We start from the raw sequence: 21204 nt of genomic DNA, 5'->3' as shown, positions 1-21204 counted from the left end.
GTTCAACAATCCATCAAGAGACCTGTTGATGCATTCTCCGGTCGCCGGGGATAGGCTGGCCTCCCCGGATCTTCGTGCGCGGCGTCCCGCGCCTGCCCCCCGGAAGGTGGTCGATGCCCGTGCCGGCGCAGGGCTCGTGGCTGACCGACATCGCCGCCGCCCGGCACGAACTGTCCCGGAGCAGCACCGCCGCGCGGATCGCCGACCTGCTGCGCGAGCAGATCACCGACGGGCGGCTCGCCCCCGGGGAGCGGCTGCGCGAGGAGGAGCTGGGCGAGGCCCTGAAGGTCTCGCGCAACACCGTGCGCGAGGCGTTCCGGCTGCTCGCCATGGAGCGCCTGCTCGTCCACGAGTTCAACCGCGGCGTGTTCGTGCGCCGGGTCACCGCCGACGGCCTCGCCGACCTCTACCGGGTGCGGCGGATCCTGGAGTGCGAGGGCGTGCGGTGCGCGCGGGAGGCCCCGGCCGGGGCGCTCGGCCGCGCGGAGGCGGCCGTCCTGGACGGCGAGAGCGCCGCCGCCGCCGGTCGCTGGCCGGACGTCGGCACCGCCGACATCCGCTTCCACCAGGCCATCGCCGCGCTGGTGGGCAGCCCGCGGGTGGACGAGATGATCCAGCACCTGCTGGCCGAGATGCGGCTGGTCTTCCACGAGATGGGCTCGCCGCGCGAGTTCCATGAGCCCTACCTCACCCGCAACCGGCGGATCCACGACCTGATGGCGCGGGGCGAGCTCGCGGAGGCCGAGCGGGAGCTGCGCTCCTACCTCGACGACGCGGAGGCCCAGCTCACCGCGGCCTACCGCGAGAAGGCCCGCTCCGAGGCCCACTGAGAGGCCCACTGAGAGGCCCGTCAGACGGCCCGGCGGAAGGCCTCGCCGGAAGGCGCGGTTACGGAGCGTAGTTCATGACGTGGTCGTGCAGGAGCTGCGGCGCGGCCGGGTCGGCGCGGCGGAACGCCTCGATCAGCTCGGCGTGCTCGGCCGACTTGGAGTAGATCTCCGTGTGGTGCAGCCGCAGGGACAGGGTCGTCCACAGCTCGATGCCGAGGCTCTCCCACACCGAGACGAGCAGCCGGTTCCCGGCCGTCTCGACGATCTCGCGGTGGAAGGCGATGCTGAGCCGCATCTGCTCGTGCAGGTCGCCCTCGCGCGCGGCCTCGCCGAGCCGGCGGTTGTGCTCCTCCAGCGCCTCCAGGCAGCCGGAGAGCCGGGGCAGGGCCAGCTCCACGGCCGTCCGCTCCAGCCCGGCGCGGACGGGGAAGATCTCGGCCAGGTCCTGCTCGGTGAAGTCGCGGACCCGGGCGCCCCGGTTCGGCAGCGTCTCGATCAGCCGCTGCGCCTCCAGCTGGCGGAGCGCCTCCCGGACCGGCCCCTGGCTCACGCCCAGCTCGGCGGCGATGCGGCGCTCGACGACGCGCTCGCCCGGCTCCCACCGCCCGGAGCTGATGCCCTCCACGATGAACTCGCGGATCTGGTCGGCGAGCCCGGTGCGGAGCAGCAGCTGGTCGGAGGTCTTCACAGAACTGGATGGTAGCGCCACGGCCGGTAAGTGCCTCTTGACAGGGGGGCGGGTTCCAGCGGGTAGAATATGATCGATCATAGATCAATGATGATCGGGAGCGTTGTGGCGATCCTACGGCGCTGCCCCGGACAGAGGAAGGTCGCCGATGGCTGAGACCGTTCAGTCGGCCGGCAGGGCCGCCCCGGCGCGGAGCCGCCGGGCGCGCGCCACCAAGGCCCCCAGGCCGAGGACCGGCGCGACGCCGGCGGCTCCCCCGGCGGCAGACGCCGCCACGCTCGTCGGCTACTACCGGCAGATGCTGCTGGTCAGGCGGTTCGAGGAGCGGGCCGCCCGCGCCTACACCGAGGCCAAGATCGGCGGCTACTGCCACCTGAACCTCGGCGAGGAGGCGACGGTCGTCGGACTGATGGCCGCGCTGCGCCCCACCGACTACCTGTTCACCAACTACCGCGAGCACGGCTATGCACTCGCCAAGGGCATCGGCGCGGACCGCGTGATGGCCGAGCTGTACGGGCGCTCGACGGGCGTGTCCAAGGGCTGGGGCGGGTCGATGCACCTGTTCGACGCCGAGGCCCGGCTGCTCGGCGGGTACGGGATCGTCGGCGGGCAGGTGCCCCTCGCGGCCGGCGCGGCGCTCGCCGTCTCCTACAAGGGCGGCGACGAGGTCGTGATGTGCCACATGGGCGACGGGACGACCGCGATCGGCGCGTTCCACGAGTCGCTGAACATCGCCGCCCTCTGGGACCTCCCGGTCGTCTTCGTCGTGATCAACAACGGCCTCGGCATGGGCACCACCGTGGAGAACTCGGCGGCCGAGCCGGAGCTGTACCGGCGCGGCGCCGCGTACCGGATGGAGAGCCTGCGGGTGGACGGCACCGACGTGCTCGCGGTGCGGGACGCCGCGCGCACCGCCGTCGAGCGCGCCCGCGCCGAGAGCAAGCCGTACCTGCTGGAGACCGTCAGCCCGCGGCTGAAGGGCCACTCGGTCGTCGACCCGGCCCGCTACCGGTCCAAGGAGGAGAAGGAGGCCCTGAAGGCCGCCGACCCCCTCGCCCGGATGGCGCTGGAGCTGGAGGAGGCCGGGGTCCTGTCCGCCGACGAGCGCGACCGGCTCGACGCCGAGGTGAAGGCCGAGGTCGACGCCGCCGCCGCGTTCGCCGACGAGAGCCCGGCGCCCGAGGTGTCCACGCTGTTCGACTACACCTACGCCACCCCCGTCCCGGGCGAGCTGCGCCGGCTCCCCGCCGACCCCGTATTCGGCTCCTGAGAGGCACCCCATGGCAACCGTGACCTACCGCCAGGCCCTCCGGGACACGCTCCGCGCCGAGATGCTCCGCGACGAGAACGTCTTCCTGATGGGCGAGGAGATCGGGCTCTTCGAGGGCTCCTACAAGATCACCGAGGGGCTGCTGAAGGAGTTCGGGCCGCGCCGCGTCCGCGACACCCCGATCGCCGAGGAGGGCTTCGTCGGCGCCGCGATCGGCGCCGCGATGCTCGGCCTGCGCCCGGTCGTGGAGATCATGACGATCAACTTCTCGCTGCTGGCGCTGGACCAGATCGTCAACCACGCCGCGAAGATCTACGGCATGTTCGGCGGGCAGGCCAGCGTGCCGATGGTGATCCGCACGCCGGGCGGCGGCGGGCAGCAGCTCGGCGCCACCCACTCGCAGAACGTCGAGCTGTTCTACTCGTTCATCCCCGGGCTGAAGGTCGTCGCGCCGAGCACGCCCGCCGAGGCGTCGGCGATGCTGAAGGCCGCGATCCGCGACGACGACCCGGTGCTGTTCCTGGAGAACCTCGCCCTCTACAACACCAAGGGCGAGCTGCCCGCCGCGGTCGAGGACATCGAGCCCGCCGAGATCGGGCGCGCCGCCGTGACCCGTCCCGGCACCGACATCACGATCATCGGCTACTCCCGGATGGCCCGCGTCGCCTCCGAGGTCGCCGAGACCCTCGCCGCCGAGGGCGTCTCCGCCGAGGTGGTCGACCTGCGCAGCCTGCGCCCGCTCGACCGGCAGACGGTCGTGGACTCCGTCCGCAAGACCGGCTGCGCCGTCGTGGCCGAGGACGACTGGCTCACCTACGGCATCGGCGCCGAGATCGCCGCGACGATCCAGGAGGGCGCGTTCGACTGGCTCGACGCCCCCGTCCGGCGCGTCGCGATGGCCGAGGTGCCCCTCCCCTACGCCAAGTCCCTGGAGACGGCGGCGCTGCCGTCCGCCGAGTCCCTGCTCACCGCCGTCCGCGCCACGCTCCGCGCGACCGGCCGCACCGCGCCGGGGGCGGACGCCACGTCCCCGCGACCCGTCCTGGAGCCCGTGCGATGACCGAGATCCTCATGCCCCGCCTCTCCGACACGATGGAGGAGGGCGTCATCAGCTCCTGGCAGAAGCAGCCGGGTGACGAGGTCGCGGTCGGCGACGTCATCGTCGACATCGAGACCGACAAGGCGGTCATGGAGTACGAGGCCTACGAGGCCGGCGTGCTGGAGAAGATCCTGGTCGCCGAGGGCGAGACCGCCGCGATCGGCGCCCCGATCGCGGTGATCGTCCCGGCCGGCGGCGCCCGCCCCGAGCCCGCGGCGGAACCCGCCGCCGAGCCGGAGCAGGCTCCGGCCGAGGCGAAGCGGTCTCCCGCCGCCGAGGCGGCGCCCGCGCCCGCGCCCGCCCCGCAGGCCGCGCCCGAGCCGGCGCCGGTCGCCACGGCCGCCCCCGCGCGGGCCGTCGGACGCCCGGCCGGCTCCCGCCCGCCGTCGTCGCCGCTGGCGCGCCGGCTGGCCCGCGACCACGGCATCGACCTGGCGACGCTGACCGGCTCAGGCCCCGGTGGCCGCATCGTCCGCGCCGACATCGAGGCCGCCGTCCGCGCCGGCGCCCCGGCCGCGTCCGCCCCGGCCGCCGCCCCGGCGTCCGCGGCACCGGCCGCCGCCGCTCCGGCTCCCGCCCCGGCGGCCCCCGCCGTCCAGGACCGGGCCGACGACCCGGACGTGGAGGCCGTCCCGCTGAACCGCTTCCGCAAGGTGGCGGCCCGGCGGCTGACCGAGAGCAAGCGCGAGGCGCCGCACTTCTACCTGAACCGCGAGGTGGACGCCGAGGCCCTGCTGGCGTTCCGCGCGACCCTCAACGAGGCGCTCGCCCCGGCGAAGGTCAGCGTGAACGACCTGGTCGTGAAGGCGGTGGCGACCGCGCTGCGCGAGCACCCGGCGGTGAACGTCTCCTACACCGAGGAGAACCTGCTCTTCCACAAGCGGGTGCACGTCGGCGTCGCGGTGGCGGTCGAGGACGGCCTCGTCGTCCCGGTCGTCCGGGACGCCGACCGCAAGAGCGTCTCGGAGATCGGCAGGGAGACCCGCGAGCTCGCCGGGAAGGCCCGCGACGGAAAGCTGTCCGCCCGGGAGATGAGCGGCGGCACCTTCAGCGTCAGCAACCTCGGCATGTTCGGGGTGGACTCGTTCTCCGCGGTGATCAACCCGCCGGAGGCCGCCATCCTCGCCGTGGGCGCCGTCCGCGACGAGCCCGTCGTCCGCGACGGGCAGGTCGTCCCCGGCAAGCGCATGGCGGTCACCCTCTCGGTCGACCACCGCGCCACCGACGGCGCGACGGCCGCGAGGTTCCTGGCCCGCCTCGCCGAGCTGCTCCAGAAGCCGCTGCTCATCGTCGCGTAGCCGAGCACGCATCGTGGAGGCCCCCCGCCGAGGACGGCGGGGGGCCTTCCGCGTCAGGGCATGACGCGGTGGTTCAGCGGTGGCCGTATCCGGCCAGAGGGCGGGACGGACCAATCAGATCCGGCGCGGGGTGCGAAGTAACCGCGGGCATGGCGAAGAGACCGGTCGATCCGGCGTCGCGGCAACGCAGCCCAGCGCCACGGAAAGGCGCCGCCGCGGCGGGCACCCGGAGACCGGCGAGGGTTCCACGATGCCGACACTCCATCCAGCCGGGGGAACGTCCAGGGCACGGGTCGTCGCGATGGTCGCCGCCGGGGGCCTGCTGTGCGCGGGCGGGTTCGCCGGGCTCGCGCCTGAGCGGGGCACCGCGTCCAGCCACCGCGAGGCGCCGCTCATCTCGGGGCAGCCGCAGTACGACAACACCGACGTCTACGCGTTCGTCAGTCCGGACAAGCCGGACACCACCACCCTGATCGCGAACTTCATTCCGTTCCAGGACCCGGCGGGCGGGCCGAACTTCTACAAGTTCGCGCGGGACGCCCGGTACGACCTGAACGTCGACAACGACGGCGACTCGCTGCCCGACCTCACCTACCGGTTCCGCTTCCACGACCGGCTGAAGAACGCGAACACCTTCCTCTACAACACCGGGCCGGTGACGAGCCTGGACGACCCCGACCTCAACTTCACGCAGACCTACGACCTGACGCTGGTCCGCCGGACCGGCGGCCGGGTGCGCAGCGTGCACACGCTCGCCGAGAACGCGCCCGTCGCGCCGTCCAACGTCGGGAAGGCGTCCATGCCCGACTACGCGAAGCTGCGCGGCCAGGCCGTCAAGCCGCTCGGGGACGGGGCGACCTCCTTCGCCGGGCAGGCCGACGACTCGTTCTTCCTCGACCTGCGCGTCTTCGACCTGCTGTACGGCGCGAACCTGAAGGAGGTCGGGAACGACACGCTGAGCGGCTACAACGTCAACACGGTCGCGCTGCAGATCCCGACACGCCACCTCGTGAAGGGGAAGGACCCGGTGATCGGGGTGAACTCGACCGTGTCGCGGCTCTCCGCGTCCGGCGGGTACGCGCAGGTGTCGCGGCTCGGGAGCCCGCTGGTGAACGAGGTGGTCATCCCGCGCGGCAAGAAGGACACCTTCAACGCGTCCACCCCGTGGCAGGACGCGCGGTTCGCCGGGTTCGTCACCGATCCCGAGCTGCCGAAGCTCATCGAGAAGATCTACAAGATCCCGGCGCCGCCCGGGCCGCGCAACGACCTCGTCCAGGCGTTCCTCACCGGCGTGCCGGGGTTGAACCAGCCGGCGCACGTGCGGACGGCCGAGCTGCTGCGGCTGAACACCTCGGTCGAACCGGCCGCGAAGCCGGACCGCCTCGGCGTGCTCGGCGGCGACAAGGCGGGCTTCCCCAACGGGCGGCGGCTCACCGACGACGTGATCGACATCTCGCTCCAGGCCGTCGAGGGCGAGCTGCTCGGCAAGAAGAACGACCTCGGCGACGCGGTCAACGCCAACGACGCCGCCTTCGAGAAGAGCTTCCCGTACGTGGCGCAGCCGCACTCGGGGTCGGACGTGCGCGGCGTGCGCAAGCCCGGGACGAAGGCCGCGGGCTCGGCGGGGAAGGGCGAGGGCGGGCCGGTGAACTTCCTCAACGCGGGCGCCACCGAGAGCACCTCGGACGACGGGAGCGGGGTGGGCCCGCTGCTGCCCGCGGCGGCCGCCGGCGCCGGCGCGTTCGTGCTGACCGGCGGGCTGCTGTGGCTGCGGCGACGGCGTCCTACGGCGGGACGGCACGAGAGCTGATGCGTCCCGTCCTCACCGGGGCCTCGGCGGCGGGGCTCGTCGCGGCGCTCACCCTCGGATCGGCGGTCGCGTTCGGCCGCCCGTCCGGGGAGGGTGCCGCGGCCGCCCCGGCCGGGGCCCCCGCCTCGGGCATCGCCGGCCTGCAGAAGCGGCTGCGCGAGCAGCCGCGCGACGCCGCGGGCTGGGCCTCCCTCGGCCTCGCGTACGTGGAGCAGGCCCGGGTGACCGCCGACCCGACGTACTACCCGAAGGCCGACGAGGTGCTGCGCCGCTCCCTCCGGGAGGCCCCCGGGAACGACGGCGCGCTGGCGGGGCTCGGCGCGCTCGCCGCGGCGCGCCACGACTTCCACGGTGCCCTGGGGTATGCGGACCGGGCGCTCAAGGCGAACGCCTACGGGCAGCGGGCCGCCGCAGTCCGGGTGGACGCGCTGGTGGAGCTCGGCCGCTACGGCGACGCCCTGGCCGCCGCCCGGCGAGCCGACGCCCTCCGCCCGGGCATCCCGATCTTCACGCGGCTCGCGTACGTGCGGGAGCTGCGCGGGGAGGTCGCGGAGGCGCGCCGGGTGCTGGGGCTCGCGCGGGCCTCCGCCGCCGACCGCGGCGACCTGGCCTACATCGCGGTGCAGCTCGGGGAGCTGGCCTGGAACGACGGCGACCTCGACCGCGCGCGCCGCGAGTACGCCGAGGCGCTGCGCCTCTCCCCCGGCCACCTGCCCGCGATGGACGGCGACGCCCGCGTCAGGGCCGGGCGGGGCGACACGGCCGGGGCGCTCGCCGAACGGGCCGAGATCGTCCGGCGGCTCCCGCTGCCGCAGTACCTCACCGAGTACGGGGAGCTGCTGGAGTCCGCCGGACGCCGCGACGAAGCGGAGCGGCAGTACGCGGTCGCGACGGCGTGGGCGCGGATCGCCAGGGCCAACGGCGTCGACGCCGACCTGGAGACCGCGCTCTCCGAGAGCGACCACGGCGACGCCGGGGACGCGCTGCGGGCCGCGCGGGCCGAGTACCGGCGGCGCTGCCCCGGCCCGAAGGTGCGGCAGTGCGGCGTGCACGCGGCGGACGCGCTGGCCTGGGCGCTGCACGTCAACGGGCGGGACGGCGAAGCCCTCCGCTACGCCCGCCAGGCGACGGCCACCGGGTACCGCCGCGCGTCGTTCCGGTTCCATCTCGGCGTCATCGAGAAGGCCGCCGGCGAGCGCGCCGCCGCGCGGCGCGACCTGGCCGAGGCGCTGCGCCGCAACCCGCGCTTCTCGCCGCTGTGGGCGCCGCGCGCCAGGGCCGCCCTGGACGACCTGGAGGGGGCGTCGTGATCGTTCTCGCGCTCGCCGCCGGGATGCTCGCCGCGCATCCCCTCGGCAACTTCACCGTCAACCACTACGACGGCCTCGTCGCGGCGCCGCACGAGCTGCGGATCGACCACGTCGAGGACCTCGCCGAGATCCCCGCCGCGCAGGCGATGCCGGAGGTCGACGCCGACCGCGACGGGCGCCCGTCGAGCGGCGAGCTGGCCGCCTGGGCGGGCGGGGCCTGCGCGCGGGCGGCCTCGTCCCTGCACGTCACCGTGGACGGGCGCGCCGTCCCCGCGACGGTCGCGTCGGCCGCCGCGTCGGCGCCGCGCGGGCAGGCGGGGCTGCCGACGCTGCGGCTCGAATGCCGGATCACCGCGCCCGCCGGGCCCGGGAGGATCGTCTTCCGCGCGGGCGGGGGCGACGGGCGGGTCGGCTGGCGGGAGGTCACCGCACGCGGCGACCGGATGACGCTGGCCGCGTCCGACGTGCCGGAGTCCTCGCGCAGCAGGCGGCTCGCCGCCTACCCGGCGGACATGCTCGCCTCCCCGCTGGACCGGCGGTCGGCGGTCCTCGACGTGCGCGCGGGCGGGCCGCCGCTCGCGGCCCCCGCGTCCGGCGGCGGTCCCGGGCGGCTGCTGCCGCGCGGCGCCGACGGGCTCACCCAGCGGTTCACGTCCCTGGTCGCGCGGCACGACCTGACCCCCGGCTTCGCCGCCCTGGCGTTCCTGCTCGCGCTGCTGCTCGGCGCCCTGCACGCGCTCGCACCCGGCCACGGAAAGACGATCATGGCGGCGCACGCGATCGGGGACGGGCGGCGCCGGACGCGGGACGTCCTCGCGCTGGGCCTGACGGTCACGCTCACCCACACCGCCGGCGTGCTGGCCCTCGGCCTGCTCGTGACGACCGGGACGCTGCTGGCGCCCGAGGCGCTGTTCCCATGGCTCGGCGCGGCGGGCGGCGTCCTCGTGACGGCGGCGGGGGCGCTGCTGCTGAGGCGCGCCCTGCGCAACCGCCACCACACCCACGGACACGGGCACGGACACGGGCACGGGCATGACCACGGGCAGGCGGGTTCGCGGCGCGGCGGGGTCGTGCTCATGGGGCTGGCGGGCGGCATGGTGCCGAGCCCGTCGGCGGTGGTGGTGCTGGTCGGCGGCGCGGCGATCGGGCGGGCCTGGTTCGGGGTCGTCCTCGTCCTGGCCTACGGGCTCGGCCTCGCCGCCGCGCTCATGGCGGTCGGCCTCCTCGTCACCGGGTCCGCGCGCGCCCTGGCGCGGCGCATTCCGGCCATGCGGCCGCGGCTTCCCGGCGCGATGATGCCGATAGGGACGTCCGCGACGGTCGTGGTCCTCGGGCTCGGGCTCACGCTGCGGAGCCTGGTGCCGTGACCTCCGACCCGGGACGGCCGCGGATGCGTAGTGCCGGGTGGACGGCCTACGGAGGGGAGCGCGGCATGCCGGCAGAGACGAGACCGCCGGACGGGGGCACGGTGTCCGGGCATGACGCGGACATGCTGCTCGCCCGGACGGCGCGCGGCGACGAGCGCGCCTTCGAGGTGCTGTACGACGCGGTCGCGGCGCCCGTGCACGGGCTGGTGCGGCGGGTGGTCCGCGATCCGGCGATGGCCGAGGAGGTGACGCAGGAGGTGATGATCGAGGTGTGGCGGTCCGCCGCCCGGTACGACCCGGCCCGCGGCGGCGCGACGGCGTGGATCCTGACGATCGCGCACCGCCGGGCCGTGGACCGCGTGCGGCGCGAGCAGGCCGCGGGCGAGCGCGAGGCGAGGACCGTCCGCCCCGGGCCGGGCGGCGCCCACGACCCGGTGGGCGAGCGGGTCGAGGCGCGGCTGGAGTACGAGCGGGTGCGGCGGTGCCTGGGGGCGCTCACGCACCTGCAGCGCGAGTCGGTGACGCTCGCCTACTACGGCGGGCACTCCTATCGTGAGGTGGCCGCGCTGGTGGGCGCGCCGCCGAACACCGTGCGGACCCGGATGCGCGACGGCATCATCCGGCTGCGCGACTGCCTGGGGGTGGAACGGTGACGGACGACCTGCACGCCCTCGCCGGCGCGTACGCGCTGGACGCGATCGACGACGCCGAGGAGCGGCGCTCGTTCGAGGAGCACCTCGCCGGATGCGAGACGTGCGCGACCGAGCTGCGCGAGTTCCGGGCGACGACGGCCCGGCTGGGCATGGCGGTCGCCGAGGCCCCGCCGCCGCGGCTGCGCGCCCGGGTGCTGGCGGACGTCCGGAACGTCCGGCAGTTGCCGCCCGCCTCTCCCCGCCGCACCGCGGGCGTGCGGCCCCTGCGGCCGCGCCGGTGGCGGCGCGCCGCCGCGGCCGGGCTTGCCGCGGCCGCGTGCCTGGTCACGGCCGCCTCCGTCGGGGTGGCGGTCCACGAACGGCAGCGCGTGGAGCGGACGGAGTCCGCCTACCGGGACGTGGCGTCCGTCCTGTCGGCGCCGGACGCGCGGGCGGCGACAAGCCGGGCCGCGGGCGGCGGGACGGTGACGATCGTCGCGTCCGCGTCGCGGGGCGGGGTGGTCGTGGCGTCGTCCGGTTTGCGGGCGCTGCCGTCCTCGAAGGCGTACCAGCTGTGGCTGATCGGCGCGGACGGCCCGCGCTCGGCGGGCCTGCTGCCCGGCGACCCCGGGCGCCCGGTCGTCGCCGGGACGTGGACTCCGCGGGACAGGCTCGGCGTGACCGTCGAGCCGGCCGGCGGGTCCGCGCGGCCGACGACCACGCCGATCGTCCTGCTGGGCGTCGCCTGATTCCCACTTGTCGTCTGTCTGACGATATGTGATCATTGCGGGCATGTCGGTGAACGTCCCGCTCGGTCCGCTGCTCGACCCCGCCTTCCACCTCGGGTCGGTCCCCACGACGTGGGCCGAGCTGCTCGGCTTCGCGACCGGCGCGGTCAACGTGTGGCTCGTCGTCCGGCAGAACATCCTCAACTGGCCGATCGGCATCGCCAACGTGATCCTGCTCGGCCTGGTGTTCCTGGACGGCGGCCTCTACGCCGACGCCGGGCTCCAGGTCGTCTACGTCGCGCTCCAGTTCTACGGCTGGTGGGTGTGGCTGTACGGCGGGGACGGCCGCGACCGGCTCCCGGTGCGGCGCACGCGGGGCGCGGAGTGGGCGGCCCTGATCGCCGCGGGCGCCGCGGGCACCGCGTTCCTGACCTGGGCCCTGGCCACCTGGACGGACTCCACCGTGCCGTTCTGGGACGCCCTCACCACGGCGCTCTCCCTCATGGCGACCTACGGGCAGTCGCGCAAGCTGCTGGAGTCGTGGTGGCTGTGGATCACCGCCGACCTGGTCTACATCCCGCTGTACTTCTACAAGGACCTGAAGCTCACCGGCGTCCTTTACATCGTCTTCCTGGCCCTGTGCGTGTCCGGTCTGCTGGCCTGGCGCCGCGACCTGCGCGGGCGGCCCCTCGCCCCGGCGGCCGCCGCGTGACGCACGAGCACGGCCTCGTCATCGGCAAGTTCTACCCGCCGCACGCCGGGCACCACCATCTGATCGACACGGCCGCCGCGGCCTGCGCGCGGGTGAGCGTGGTCGTCGCGGCGTCCACCGTGGAGAGCATTCCGCTCGCGCTGCGGACGGCGTGGCTGCGCGAGGCGCACCGGCAGCCGCACGTGGAGATCGTCCCGGTGGTGGACGACGCGGAGATCGACTACGAGTCCGACGAGGCCTGGTCGGCGCACGTGGCGGCGTTCCGGGCGGGCCTGGCGATGCGGTCGGGGCTCGGCGCGTCCGTCCCCCCGGTGGACGCGGTGTTCAGCTCGGAGGCGTACGGACCGGAACTGGCGGAGCGCTTCTCGGCCGTCCACGTCCCGGTCGACCCGCCGCGCGAGCGCTTCCCGGTGAGCGGCACCGCGGTGCGGGCCGACCCCGCCGGGAACTGGGAGTTCCTGTCGCCGCCCGTCCGCGCGCACCTGGCGCGCAGGGTCGTGGTGGTGGGCGCCGAGTCGACCGGCACGACGACGCTGGCCCGCGCGCTCGCCGCCCACTACGCCGGGCGGGGCGGGGTCTGGGAGGCGACCCGGTGGGTGCCGGAGTACGGCCGGACCTTCACCGAGGAGAAGCTCGCCGCCGCCCGCCGGCGGGCGGGCGACCCGTCCCTGTGGCTGGACGACCTGGTGTGGGAGTCGGCCGAGTTCACCGAGATCGCCGAGCGCCACGCGGCCATGGAGGACGCGGCGGCCCGGTCGGGCTCGCCGCTGCTGGTCTGCGACACCGACGCGTTCGCGACCGCCCTCTGGCACGAGCGCTACCTCGGCGACCCGGCCCCCGAGGTCGAGGGCGTCCACGCGCGGACCCCGCACCACCTGTGGATCCTGACCGATCCGGAGGGCGTCCCCTTCGAGGAGGACGGCTGGCGCGACGGCGAGCTGATCAGGTCGTGGATGTCGGGACGCTTCCGGGAGGAACTGGAGAAGCGGGGCCTTCCCCCCATCACCGTGACGGGCCCCCACGAACGGCGCCTGGCCGCCGCCGTCGAGGCGACCGAGGCCCTGCTCGCCGACGGCTGGCGGTTCAGCGCCCCGCTGACCCCCCAGGCCCTCGCCCTGGGCTCACCCGAGCCAGATCATGTTCGTGACGCGGAACTCCTTGATGTCGGCGAGGACGAGGTAGTCGAAGAACATCGAGGTGCCGTCGACCACCATCCTGAACTCCAGACGGGCGTCGTCCAACGGCCTTCCGGGGGGACTCCCTCCGGTCTCGGCGGCCAGGCCGCCCGCCACCGCGAAGTCGCAGAAGAACCGGATCACCAAGTCCTTCAGCGCGGGGGGCATGGCCTCGATGACGTCGGAGGCCTCTTTCTCGCAGTAGACCGTCCAGCCTCGGCGGCCGGCGGTCACCTCCCCGGGTCTTCCTCCGCCAGGAACCGGCTCTTGAGCTCGTCCAGCGAGACGAGGTCGCTCCGGTCCGCCCTGCGCGCCCTGGCGCGGCGTTCCGCGCGGTCGGGGATCTGGGCCAGGTGGGCCTCGGCCCACCAGTCGTCCATGACGCGCTGGTAGTCGTCCTCCTCCGTGGCGGCCATGACCTCCTTGAGGAACCGGGCGCGCTTCTCCTCCGTCAGCCAGTCGGCGATGCCCCTGATCGTCCGCGGGACCCGGTGGACCTGCCCCGGGAGGAACGGCTCTACCGGTTGTGCGCTCATGTCGCTCCCGTCCGTCCGGCGCGGTCCCTCATCACCCGTGCACCCGAGACCCTATCGAGCCCCACCGACAGGACAGGGGTTCATTCGACGGCGGGCGGCGTGTCGGTCGGGTCGAGGCGGAACAGGTCCTCGTCGATCCGGTCGAGGGCGAGCCGGACGGCGCCGAGGCCCACCGACTCGTCCCCGAGCTCGGACCCCTCGATGCGGACGGGGCTCAGGCACAGCGGGGCGACCCGGCTCCGCAGCGCCGCGACCAGCGGGGCACCGGCCCCGGCCAGCGGCCCGCCGACCACGATCGTCTCCGGGTCGAGGGCGAGGGCCATCGCCGCGACGCCGCGCGCCATCCGGTCGGCGAGCCGCTCCACGCGCTCCCCCGCCTCGGCGGACCCGCGCCCGGCCGCCTCCAGGACGCGTTCCGCCTCCTCGAAGACGGCGCCGCGGCCGGCGTCCGGGACCAGGGAGGCGGCGGTGTCGCGCAGGCCCAGCTCGTCCAGGATGCCGATCTCGCCCGCGGCGCCCCAGCGCCCCCGGTGCAGCCGGCCGCCGATGATCGCTCCCATGCCGGTGTGCAGGGCGGCGTAGACGCAGACGACGTCGTCGGCGTCGCGGGCGGCGCCGCGCCACCGCTCGGCCATCGCGGCGAGGTTGGCGTCGTTCTCGACGAGGACGGGGCAGGAGAACGAGCGGCCCAGCTCCCGTGCCAGGTGGACGCCCTGCCACCCGGGCACGACCGTGCAGGACGTGACCGTCCCGTCCGGGGCGACGACGCCGGGGGTGCCGACGGCGACCGCCCGCAGCGAGCGCCGGTCGACGCCCGTCTCCGCGAGGCACGCCTTGACCGCGGCGCGCACCGCCGCGATCCGCTCGCCCGGCGGGGCGCCGCCGTCCAGGCGGGCGCGGTGCCCCCCGCCCACGACCTCGCCGGCGAGGTCGGCGACGAGCAGCCGCACCCGGTGCGCGTCGATGTCGATGCCGAGCGCGTGGCCCGCCTCCGCCCGGAACCGGTAGCGGCGGGCGGGGCGGCCGAGGCCGCTGCCCGGACGCGGCGCGTCCTCGGCGGCCAGCCCGCGGTCGATCAGCTCGCCCAGCACGCCCTCGGTGGTGGGCCGCGACAGCCCGACGCGCCGGGCCAGCTCCGACAGCGTGGCCTCGCCGCCGTCGCGCAGCGCCCGCAGGGTCGCGGCCGAGTTGAGCCGGCGGAGCACCGAGGGGTCGCCACCGTGGAGAGAGTGTTGCGGCACGGGCACCCCTTGACAGCGATCGGCGGACGGACGACATTATTGCCAATCCACTTATGAAAGATACTTGCATAAGTACGGCGACCAGGCCGGGAGGGCGCGATGCAGCAGACGGGGCCGGCGATCGCCGTGGCGGGGGCCGGACTGCGCGGCCGCGCCTACGCCGCGCGGATCCGGGCGACCGGGGCCGGCCGCATCGTCGCGGTCGCCGAGCCCGACCCCGTGCGGCGCGCCCGGTTCGCGGTCGAGCACGGCCTCCCGCCGGAGCGGGCGTTCCCCGGCTGGCGCGAGATGGCCGCGGCGGGCCGCCTCGCCGACGGCGTCATCATCGCGACGCAGGACGCCGAGCACGCCGAGCCCGCGATCCGCTTCGCCGGCCTCGGCTGCCACATCCTGCTGGAGAAGCCGATGGCGACGTCCGAGGCGGACGCGCTGCGGATCGTGGACGCCGTCGAGCGCGCCGGAGTGATGCTCGCCGTCTGCCACGTCCTGCGCTACACCGCCTACACGCGCGCCCTCAGGGCGCTGATCGCGGACGGCCGGATCGGCGCGCCGGTCAGCGTCCAGCATCTCGAACCGGTCGGCTGGTGGCACCACGCCCATTCCTACGTGCGCGGCAACTGGCGGCGCTCGGACGAGTCCGGGCCGATGCTGATGACGAAGTCCTGCCACGACGTCGACTGGCTGATCCATGTGCTGGGCGAGGTCCCCGCGCGGGTGTCCTCGTTCGGGCGGCTGTCGCACTTCCGCCCGGAGAACCGGCCGCCCGGCGCCGCCGCGCGCTGCGTCGACTGCGCCGTCGAGGCGCGCTGCCCGTACTCGGCGCCCCGGCTCTACCTGTCGTGCCTCGGCGATCCCGCCCGCGAGGCATGGCCGCTCGGCGCGGTCACCGACGAGCGCACGGAGGCGGGCGTCCTGCGGGCGCTGCGCGAAGGGCCCTACGGCCGCTGCGTCTACGCCTGCGACAACGACGTGGTCGACCACCAGGTCGTGAACATGGAGTTCCCCTCAGGCGCGACCGGCGTGTTCACCATGACCGCGTTCTCCCCTGCCGCCCCGCGCCAGACGCGCGTCTTCGGGACGTCCGGCTGCCTGGAGGGCGACGGCGTCCGCATCACGGTCCGCGACTTCGTCACCGGCGGCACCGAGATCGTCGACCCCGGCGCCGCCCCTGGCGGCGGAGCGTTCGACGGCCGCCACGACCACGCCGACGACGCGCTGGCCGACGCCTTCACCGCCGCGCTCGCCGGAGGCGACCCCGCCCTGCTCAGCTCCGGCCCCCGCGAGAGCCTCGCCTCGCACCGCGTCGTGTGGGCCGCCGAACGCGCGCGACTGGACGGCACGATCGTCGAAACGGCCCCGCAGTCACCCCCCGCGAAAGGCACGGTTCGGCCATGACCATCAGACCTCTGTGGTGCGCCGCGGCGGCGCTGTCCCTGGCCCTCGCGGCCGCTGCCTGCGGCGGCTCGTCCGGCGAGTCGTCGCCCGCGGGCAACGACGGGCGGGGCCCCATCACCGTCGCCACCGGCAAGGACCTCACCCGGACCGTGCAGCGGCTCGTCGCCGAGTGGAACGACGGCCACCCCAAGGAGAAGGTGCGGCTCGTCGAGCTGCCCGAGGACGGCGACCAGGCGCGGCAGCAGCTCGTCCAGAACATGCAGATCAAGTCGGACGCCTACGACGTCGTCCGGCTGGACGCGGTGTGGACGGCGGAGTTCGCCGCGCGCCGCTGGATCCTGCCGCTGCCCGACGGGCTGGTCGACGCCTCGTCCTTCGTCCCGGCTGCCCTGGAGACCGGCAAGTACCGCGGGAGGCTGTACGCGGCGCCGTGGCTGACCGGAACCGGCGTCCTCTACTACCGCGAGGACCTCCTCGCCAAGGCCGGCGTGAAGGCTCCGCCGAAGACGTGGGCCGAGCTGCGCGACGACTGCGCGAAGGTCCGCGGGACGGCCGGGGGCAAGGGGGTCGACTGCTACGCGGGCCAGTACGGCAAGTACGAGGGGCTCACGGTCAACTACTCCGAGGCCGTCCAGTCCGCGGGCGGCGAGGTCTTCGACTCCTCGGGCAGGCCGCAGGTGAACACCCCGCAGGCCAAGGCCGGGCTCCGGTTCCTCGTGGAGGGCTTCAAGAACGGGACCATCCCGCAGAAGGCCATCACGTTCAAGGAGGAGGAGGGCCGCCGCGCCTTCCAGGAGGGCCGCCTCGTCTTCCACCGCAACTGGGCCTACGTGTACGCGCTCGCCTCCGAGAAGGACGGTTCGAAGGTGGCCGGGAAGTTCGGCGTCGCGCCGATCCCCGGCGAGGGCGGGCCGGGCTCCGGCACGCTCGGCGGCAACAACCTGGCCGTGTCGGCGTTCTCCAAGCACCAGGCGACCGCGCGCGACTTCGTCGCCCACATCGTCGGCCCGGCGGTCCAGAAAGAGTACGGCCGCGCCCAGTCGTTCCCGCTGTCCCTCGCCGCCCTCTACACCGATCCCGAGATGGTCAGGCGGTATCCGTACCTGCCGGCGCTGAGGCAGGGCATGGACAAGGCGAGGCCGCGCCCGGTCGTCGTCCGGTACAACGAGGTCAGCGCCGCCGTCCAGGAGCACGTCACCGCCGCGCTCACCGGGAGGAAACCGGTCGACCGTGCGGCCGAGGACCTCCAGACGGCACTGGCCGCGCTGGCCGACTAGCGGCGCGGTAGGCGCTCGGGGTCATGCCGAGCCTGCGGACGAAGTGCTGGCGCAGGGAGTCGGCGCTGCCGAGGCCGCTGCGGTGGGCGACCTGGTCCATCGGGAGCGCGGTGCTCTCCAGCAGCTCCCGGGCCCGGTCGATCCGCTGGTGCAGCAGCCATTGCAGCGGGCTGTGCCCCGTCTCCGCGTGGAACCGGCGCGTCAGCGTGCGGGTGCTGACGCGCGCGTGCCGCGCCAGGTCGGTGAGGGTGAGCGGCTCGCCCAGGCGCCGCACGGCCCAGGCGCGGGTCTCCGCGAGCGACACGTCAGGTCCGGCTGGCAGTGGGTCGTCGAGGCGCTGGACCTGGTCGGCGGGACGCGGGGGCGCCGCGACCGTCAGGCGCGCCGCCGCGGCCGCCGCCGCGGCGCCGTGGTCCTCGCGGACCAGATGCAGGCACAGCTCGATCCCGGCGGCGGCCCCGGCCGAGGTCAGCACCGTTCCGTCCGTGACGTACAGGACGTCGGGGACGACCTCCGCGGCGGGGAAGCGGCGGGCAAGGTCGCCGGTGAGGCCCCAGTGCGTCGTGGCGCGGCGGCCGTCCAGCAGGCCCGCCTCGCCGAGCACGAAGGCGCCCGTGCAGATGGCCGCGACGCGCTTGCCCGCGGCCGTCGCGGCGCGCAAGGCGTCCAGGACGGGTCGCTCGATGCCGGTGCGGCCCCCGCTGCCCACGACGATGACGCTGTCCGCGCTCTCCACGGCGTCCAGCCCGTGCTGGGCGACGACGTCCAGGCCGCCGACGGCCTCCAGCGGACGCCCCGGCTCGGCGGCGCAGAGCCGCAGCTCGTAGGCGGGGCCGCCGCCCGCCTCGGCGGCGCCCAGCACCATCTGCGGGATCGTGACGTCGAAGCTCATCACCGGCGGGACGACGACGACCGCGACCGTGTGCATCTGGCCAGAACCTCCGGACGGTTGGCGATCAGGCCCCTGCCGTCCGGGCGCGGCGGACCGCAGAGTGGTTCGCGCAACGGCCGGATGCCCGGCCACTACCTCACTGGAGTGAATTATGCCGTTTCATGTCGTCGTCGGCCGGGGAGCCACCGCCACCGCGACCGCGCTCCTGCTCGCCGGCGCAGGCGACCGCGTCCGGATGGCGTCCCGCAGCGGAGCGGGTCCGGAGCACCCGCTCATCGAGCCGATCGCCCTGGACGCCACCGACACCGGCGCGCTCAGCCGGCTCGCCGAGGGCGCCGAGACCGTGTTCAACGCGGCGGCGCCCGCCTACCACACGTGGCCGGAACTGCTGCCCGCGCTGTTCGGCTCGATCCTGACCGCCGCCGAGCGGTCCGGCGCGGGGTACGTCATGCTGGGCAACCTCTACGGGTACGGGCCGGGAGACGGCCCGGTCACCGAGGACCACCCGCTGGAGGCGACCGGCCCCAAGGGGCGGGTGCGCGCCGAGATGTGGCTGCGGGCCAAGGAGGCGCACGACGCCGGAAGGGTGCGGGCCGCCGAGGTCCGCGCCGGCCAGTTCCTCGGCGCCGGCGCCTACTCCGTCTTCACGCTCATGGTGCAGCCGAAGGTGCTCGCCGGACGCCCGGCGCTCGTCCCGGCGGAACTCGACGTCCCGCACGCCTACTCGGCGATCGGCGACACCGCCCGCGCGCTCGTCGCCGTCGCCCGCGACGGGCGCGGATGGGGCCGGCCGTGGCACGCCCCGACGATCACCGCGTCGGTGCGCGAGGTCGCCGAACGCCTCGCCGCGCTCGCCGGCGTCCCCGGACCGCGCCTGGACACCATGACGGACCGCGAGCTGACCCTGCTGAGCCTCACCGATCCGTTCTGGGACGAGATGTGGGAGACGCACCACATGTCGCACCGGCCGTTCACCGTCGACTCCGCACCGATCGAGGAGACGTTCGGGGTCGCCGCGTCACCGCTGGACGACGTCCTCAAGGAGGCGCTCAGCCATATGTGAGGCCGTACCCGAAGGGGAACAGGGGCTTCTTGCCGTCGCCCCTGTTGATGGGCTGCTGGGAGGCGTCGCGCATCCACGTCACCGGCAGCTTGCCGGTGGGGGCGGTGGCGCCGTACAGGACGTCGGCGACGCCGCCCCCCTCGGTGCCGGGCAGCCACGCCTCGACGAGCGCGTCCCACCCGGGCAGTTCCGAGGCGATGTCCAGCGGGCGTCCCGACACCAGCACCACGACCACCGGGACGCCGGACGCGCGCAGCCGGCCGATCGTCCTCAGGTCGGAGTCGTCGAGGCCCATCCCGTCGCTGAGGTCGCCCTGGTACTCGGCGTACGGCTTCTCCCCGACGACCGCGACCGCCGCGTCGTAGGACCGGTCGATGCCCGTCCCGTCGACGCTGTAGGCGACGGTCGCGGACGGGCCGGCCGCCTCGCGGAGGCCCTGCAGGATCGTCGTCCCCTTCGTGGTCGGGCCCGGCGCGCCCTGCCAGGTGATCGTCCAGCCGCCGGACTGCATGCCGATGTCGTCGGCGCTGCGGCCCGCGACGAAGACCTTGCCGCCCGCGGCCAGCGGCAGGACGCCGCGCGCGTTCTTCAGCAGCACCTGCGACTCGGCGACCGCGCGCCTGGCGAGCGCGCGGTGCTCGGCGCTCCCGACCGTCCGCAGGTACGCGCGGTCGGCCATCGGCCGCTCGAACAGGCCCAGCCGGAACTTCTCGGCCAGGATGCGGCGGTTCGCGTCGTCGACCCGGGAGAGGGGGACGGCGCCGTCCCGCACCGCGTCCCGCAGGTAGTCGATGAACCTGCGCCACTCGGTCGGCACCATGACCATGTCGATCCCGGCGTTCACCGCGGCCGCGACCTCGGCCCTGGTGAACCCCTCCTCGCCGTCGATCCGGTCGACCCCGTTGTAGTCGGACACGACGAACCCCGTGAAACCGAGCTCCCGCTTGAGGACGTCGATGATCAGGTACCTGTTCTGGTGCATCTTCAGCCCGTTCCACGAGCTGTAGGAGACCATCACCGAGCCGACGCCGCGCTTCACGGCCTCGCGGAACGGCGGCAGGTGGACCGCCCGCAGCTCCGCCTCCGGGATGCGGGTGTCGCCGCGGTCGTGGCCGCCCTCGGTGCCCCCGTCCCCGAGGTAGTGCTTCGCCGTGGCCAGGACGGACGCGGGCCCGCCCAGCCGCTCGCCCTGCAGGCCGTCGATGATCGTGGTCATGGCGGCGGGCAGTTCGGGCACCTCGCCGAACGACTCGTACGTCCGGCCCCAGCGGTCGTCGCGGGCCACGCACAGGCAGGGCGCGAAGTTCCAGTCCACGCCCGTCCCGGTCATCTCCGCCGCGGTCGCGGCCCCGATCCTGCGGACGAGGGCGGGGTCGCGCGTCGCGCCGAGCCCGATGTCGTGCGGGAAGATCGTCGCGCCCACCACGTTGCTGTGGCCGTGCACCGCGTCCGCCCCGTAGATCATCGGGATGCGCAGCGGCGTGGCCAGCGCGCCCCGCTGGAAGCCGTCGTACATGTCCGCCCAGCTCTCCGGCGTGTTCGGGCTGGGCGCCGACCCGCCGCTGGACAGCACCGACCCGATCCGGTAGCGGGTGACGTCCTCCGGCGTCACGTACCGGCGCTCCGGTTGGGTCATCTGGCCGAGCTTGTCGGCGAGGCTCATCCGGCCCAGCAGGTCGGTGACGCGGTCCTCGACCGGCAGCCGGGGGTCGAGGTAGGGAGCGGGGCCCGCGGCCGCCCGGACGGGGGCGCCGTGGACGGCGAGGGCCAGCGCGGCGAGCACGCCGAGGACGAGGCCGCGGGACCGGAGCCGCAGGGAGGAAAAGCGCATGCGGAAGTTTTTTCCAGGGCCGATCAAAATCAGCGCAACCGGATACCAGC

The 21204-nt window shown here is 74.7% G+C and carries 18 protein-coding genes; 14 read left to right on the top strand and 4 right to left on the bottom strand.

All coding sequences use genetic code 11. The features are described 5' to 3' along the window. Nucleotides 1-113: 113 nt before the first annotated feature. Entirely contained in the window at nucleotides 114-830 is a 717-nt protein-coding gene (locus AB0C21_RS22180) for a GntR family transcriptional regulator (protein WP_500206550.1), read from the top strand. A gap of 58 nt (nucleotides 831-888) precedes the next feature. Here the strand turns inward: AB0C21_RS22180 and AB0C21_RS22175 are convergent, their stop codons facing one another. Beyond that, complete coding sequence (locus AB0C21_RS22175; protein ID WP_235037155.1) at nucleotides 889-1518, bottom strand: GntR family transcriptional regulator; 630 nt, start codon at nucleotides 1516-1518, stop codon at nucleotides 889-891. 148 nt (nucleotides 1519-1666) lie between these two features. On the opposite strand from AB0C21_RS22175, the gene pdhA reads away from it, so the two are divergent. From pdhA to AB0C21_RS22125, 10 genes are all read left to right on the top strand, one after another. Next, nucleotides 1667-2788 carry a pyruvate dehydrogenase (acetyl-transferring) E1 component subunit alpha gene (gene pdhA / locus AB0C21_RS22170; protein WP_500206548.1) on the top strand — a complete coding sequence of 374 codons (1122 nt, stop codon included), beginning with the start codon at nucleotides 1667-1669 and terminating at the stop codon, nucleotides 2786-2788. Nucleotides 2789-2798: 10 nt separating this feature from the next. Beyond that, complete coding sequence (locus AB0C21_RS22165) at nucleotides 2799-3848, top strand: alpha-ketoacid dehydrogenase subunit beta (RefSeq protein WP_500206546.1); 1050 nt, start codon at nucleotides 2799-2801, stop codon at nucleotides 3846-3848. Beyond that, nucleotides 3845-5185, top strand: a complete 1341-nt coding sequence (locus AB0C21_RS22160; RefSeq protein ID WP_500206544.1) for a dihydrolipoamide acetyltransferase family protein — start codon at nucleotides 3845-3847, stop codon at nucleotides 5183-5185. The genes AB0C21_RS22165 and AB0C21_RS22160 overlap by 4 nt, the downstream gene beginning before the upstream one ends. Nucleotides 5186-5435: 250 nt before the next feature. Further along, nucleotides 5436-6995, top strand: coding sequence for a DUF4331 domain-containing protein (locus AB0C21_RS22155; protein ID WP_500206542.1), 1560 nt, complete (start codon nucleotides 5436-5438; stop codon nucleotides 6993-6995). After that, entirely contained in the window at nucleotides 6950-8305 is a 1356-nt protein-coding gene (locus AB0C21_RS22150; protein WP_500206541.1) for a tetratricopeptide repeat protein, read from the top strand. Before AB0C21_RS22155 ends, AB0C21_RS22150 begins: the two co-directional genes overlap by 46 nt. Further along, entirely contained in the window at nucleotides 8302-9672 is a 1371-nt protein-coding gene (locus AB0C21_RS22145; protein WP_500206538.1) for a High-affinity nickel-transporter, read from the top strand. The genes AB0C21_RS22150 and AB0C21_RS22145 overlap by 4 nt, the downstream gene beginning before the upstream one ends. A 65-nt stretch (nucleotides 9673-9737) precedes the next feature. Then, complete coding sequence (gene sigK / locus AB0C21_RS22140) at nucleotides 9738-10325, top strand: ECF RNA polymerase sigma factor SigK (RefSeq protein ID WP_500206536.1); 588 nt, start codon at nucleotides 9738-9740, stop codon at nucleotides 10323-10325. Next, complete coding sequence (locus AB0C21_RS22135; RefSeq protein ID WP_500206535.1) at nucleotides 10322-11053, top strand: anti-sigma factor; 732 nt, start codon at nucleotides 10322-10324, stop codon at nucleotides 11051-11053. Before sigK ends, AB0C21_RS22135 begins: the two co-directional genes overlap by 4 nt. Before the next feature lie 43 nt (nucleotides 11054-11096). Then, nucleotides 11097-11744, top strand: coding sequence for a nicotinamide riboside transporter PnuC (pnuC, locus tag AB0C21_RS22130; RefSeq protein WP_500206533.1), 648 nt, complete (start codon nucleotides 11097-11099; stop codon nucleotides 11742-11744). Next, nucleotides 11741-13312, top strand: a complete 1572-nt coding sequence (locus AB0C21_RS22125; RefSeq protein WP_500206531.1) for an AAA family ATPase — start codon at nucleotides 11741-11743, stop codon at nucleotides 13310-13312. The genes pnuC and AB0C21_RS22125 overlap by 4 nt, the downstream gene beginning before the upstream one ends. Before the next feature lie 223 nt (nucleotides 13313-13535). Here the strand turns inward: AB0C21_RS22125 and AB0C21_RS22120 are convergent, their stop codons facing one another. Continuing rightward, the gene (locus AB0C21_RS22120; RefSeq protein WP_500206529.1) at nucleotides 13536-14696 is read right to left on the bottom strand and encodes an ROK family transcriptional regulator; all 1161 of its coding nucleotides are present in this window, start codon (nucleotides 14694-14696) and stop codon (nucleotides 13536-13538) included. A gap of 99 nt (nucleotides 14697-14795) precedes the next feature. On the opposite strand from AB0C21_RS22120, the gene AB0C21_RS22115 reads away from it, so the two are divergent. Together AB0C21_RS22115 and AB0C21_RS22110 are read left to right on the top strand one after the other, a co-directional pair. Further along, nucleotides 14796-16091, top strand: coding sequence for a Gfo/Idh/MocA family protein (locus tag AB0C21_RS22115; RefSeq protein ID WP_500206527.1), 1296 nt, complete (start codon nucleotides 14796-14798; stop codon nucleotides 16089-16091). Continuing rightward, on the top strand, nucleotides 16088-17368 hold the full coding sequence (locus AB0C21_RS22110) for an ABC transporter substrate-binding protein (protein ID WP_500206525.1): 1281 nt from the start codon (nucleotides 16088-16090) through the stop codon (nucleotides 17366-17368). The genes AB0C21_RS22115 and AB0C21_RS22110 overlap by 4 nt, the downstream gene beginning before the upstream one ends. Here the strand turns inward: AB0C21_RS22110 and AB0C21_RS22105 are convergent. Continuing rightward, on the bottom strand, nucleotides 17298-18296 hold the full coding sequence (locus AB0C21_RS22105; RefSeq protein ID WP_500206523.1) for a GlxA family transcriptional regulator: 999 nt from the start codon (nucleotides 18294-18296) through the stop codon (nucleotides 17298-17300). The two genes, AB0C21_RS22110 and AB0C21_RS22105, sit on opposite strands and share 71 nt — an antisense overlap. 115 nt (nucleotides 18297-18411) lie before the next feature. Here AB0C21_RS22105 and AB0C21_RS22100 point away from each other — a divergent pair, with 115 nt between their 5' ends. Next, nucleotides 18412-19323 carry a Rossmann-fold NAD(P)-binding domain-containing protein gene (locus tag AB0C21_RS22100; protein WP_500206521.1) on the top strand — a complete coding sequence of 304 codons (912 nt, stop codon included), beginning with the start codon at nucleotides 18412-18414 and terminating at the stop codon, nucleotides 19321-19323. On the opposite strand, the gene AB0C21_RS22095 is transcribed toward AB0C21_RS22100, so the two are convergent. After that, complete coding sequence (locus AB0C21_RS22095; RefSeq protein ID WP_500206520.1) at nucleotides 19310-21154, bottom strand: glycoside hydrolase family 3 protein; 1845 nt, start codon at nucleotides 21152-21154, stop codon at nucleotides 19310-19312. The genes AB0C21_RS22100 and AB0C21_RS22095 overlap by 14 nt on opposite strands. Nucleotides 21155-21204: the final 50 nt, after the last annotated feature.

This window comes from Spirillospora sp. NPDC049024 (genome assembly GCF_040649235.1).
In the GTDB taxonomy this organism is placed as follows: Bacteria; Actinomycetota; Actinomycetes; order Streptosporangiales; family Streptosporangiaceae; genus Spirillospora.
The sequence above is the reverse complement of the archived record's forward strand: the minus strand, read 5'-3'. Positions and strand labels throughout refer to the sequence as shown.

Coding starts and splice junctions, on each gene's coding strand:
- AB0C21_RS22180 (WP_500206550.1), top strand. CDS start 114: ATGCCCGTGCCGGCGCAGGGCTCGTGGCTGACCGACATCGCCGCCGCC.
- pdhA (WP_500206548.1), top strand. CDS start 1,667: ATGGCTGAGACCGTTCAGTCGGCCGGCAGGGCCGCCCCGGCGCGGAGC.
- AB0C21_RS22165 (WP_500206546.1), top strand. CDS start 2,799: ATGGCAACCGTGACCTACCGCCAGGCCCTCCGGGACACGCTCCGCGCC.
- AB0C21_RS22160 (WP_500206544.1), top strand. CDS start 3,845: ATGACCGAGATCCTCATGCCCCGCCTCTCCGACACGATGGAGGAGGGC.
- AB0C21_RS22155 (WP_500206542.1), top strand. CDS start 5,436: ATGCCGACACTCCATCCAGCCGGGGGAACGTCCAGGGCACGGGTCGTC.
- sigK (WP_500206536.1), top strand. CDS start 9,738: ATGCCGGCAGAGACGAGACCGCCGGACGGGGGCACGGTGTCCGGGCAT.
- pnuC (WP_500206533.1), top strand. CDS start 11,097: ATGTCGGTGAACGTCCCGCTCGGTCCGCTGCTCGACCCCGCCTTCCAC.
- AB0C21_RS22115 (WP_500206527.1), top strand. CDS start 14,796: ATGCAGCAGACGGGGCCGGCGATCGCCGTGGCGGGGGCCGGACTGCGC.
- AB0C21_RS22110 (WP_500206525.1), top strand. CDS start 16,088: ATGACCATCAGACCTCTGTGGTGCGCCGCGGCGGCGCTGTCCCTGGCC.
- AB0C21_RS22105 (WP_500206523.1), bottom strand. CDS start 18,296: ATGCACACGGTCGCGGTCGTCGTCGTCCCGCCGGTGATGAGCTTCGAC.
- AB0C21_RS22100 (WP_500206521.1), top strand. CDS start 18,412: ATGCCGTTTCATGTCGTCGTCGGCCGGGGAGCCACCGCCACCGCGACC.
- AB0C21_RS22095 (WP_500206520.1), bottom strand. CDS start 21,154: ATGCGCTTTTCCTCCCTGCGGCTCCGGTCCCGCGGCCTCGTCCTCGGC.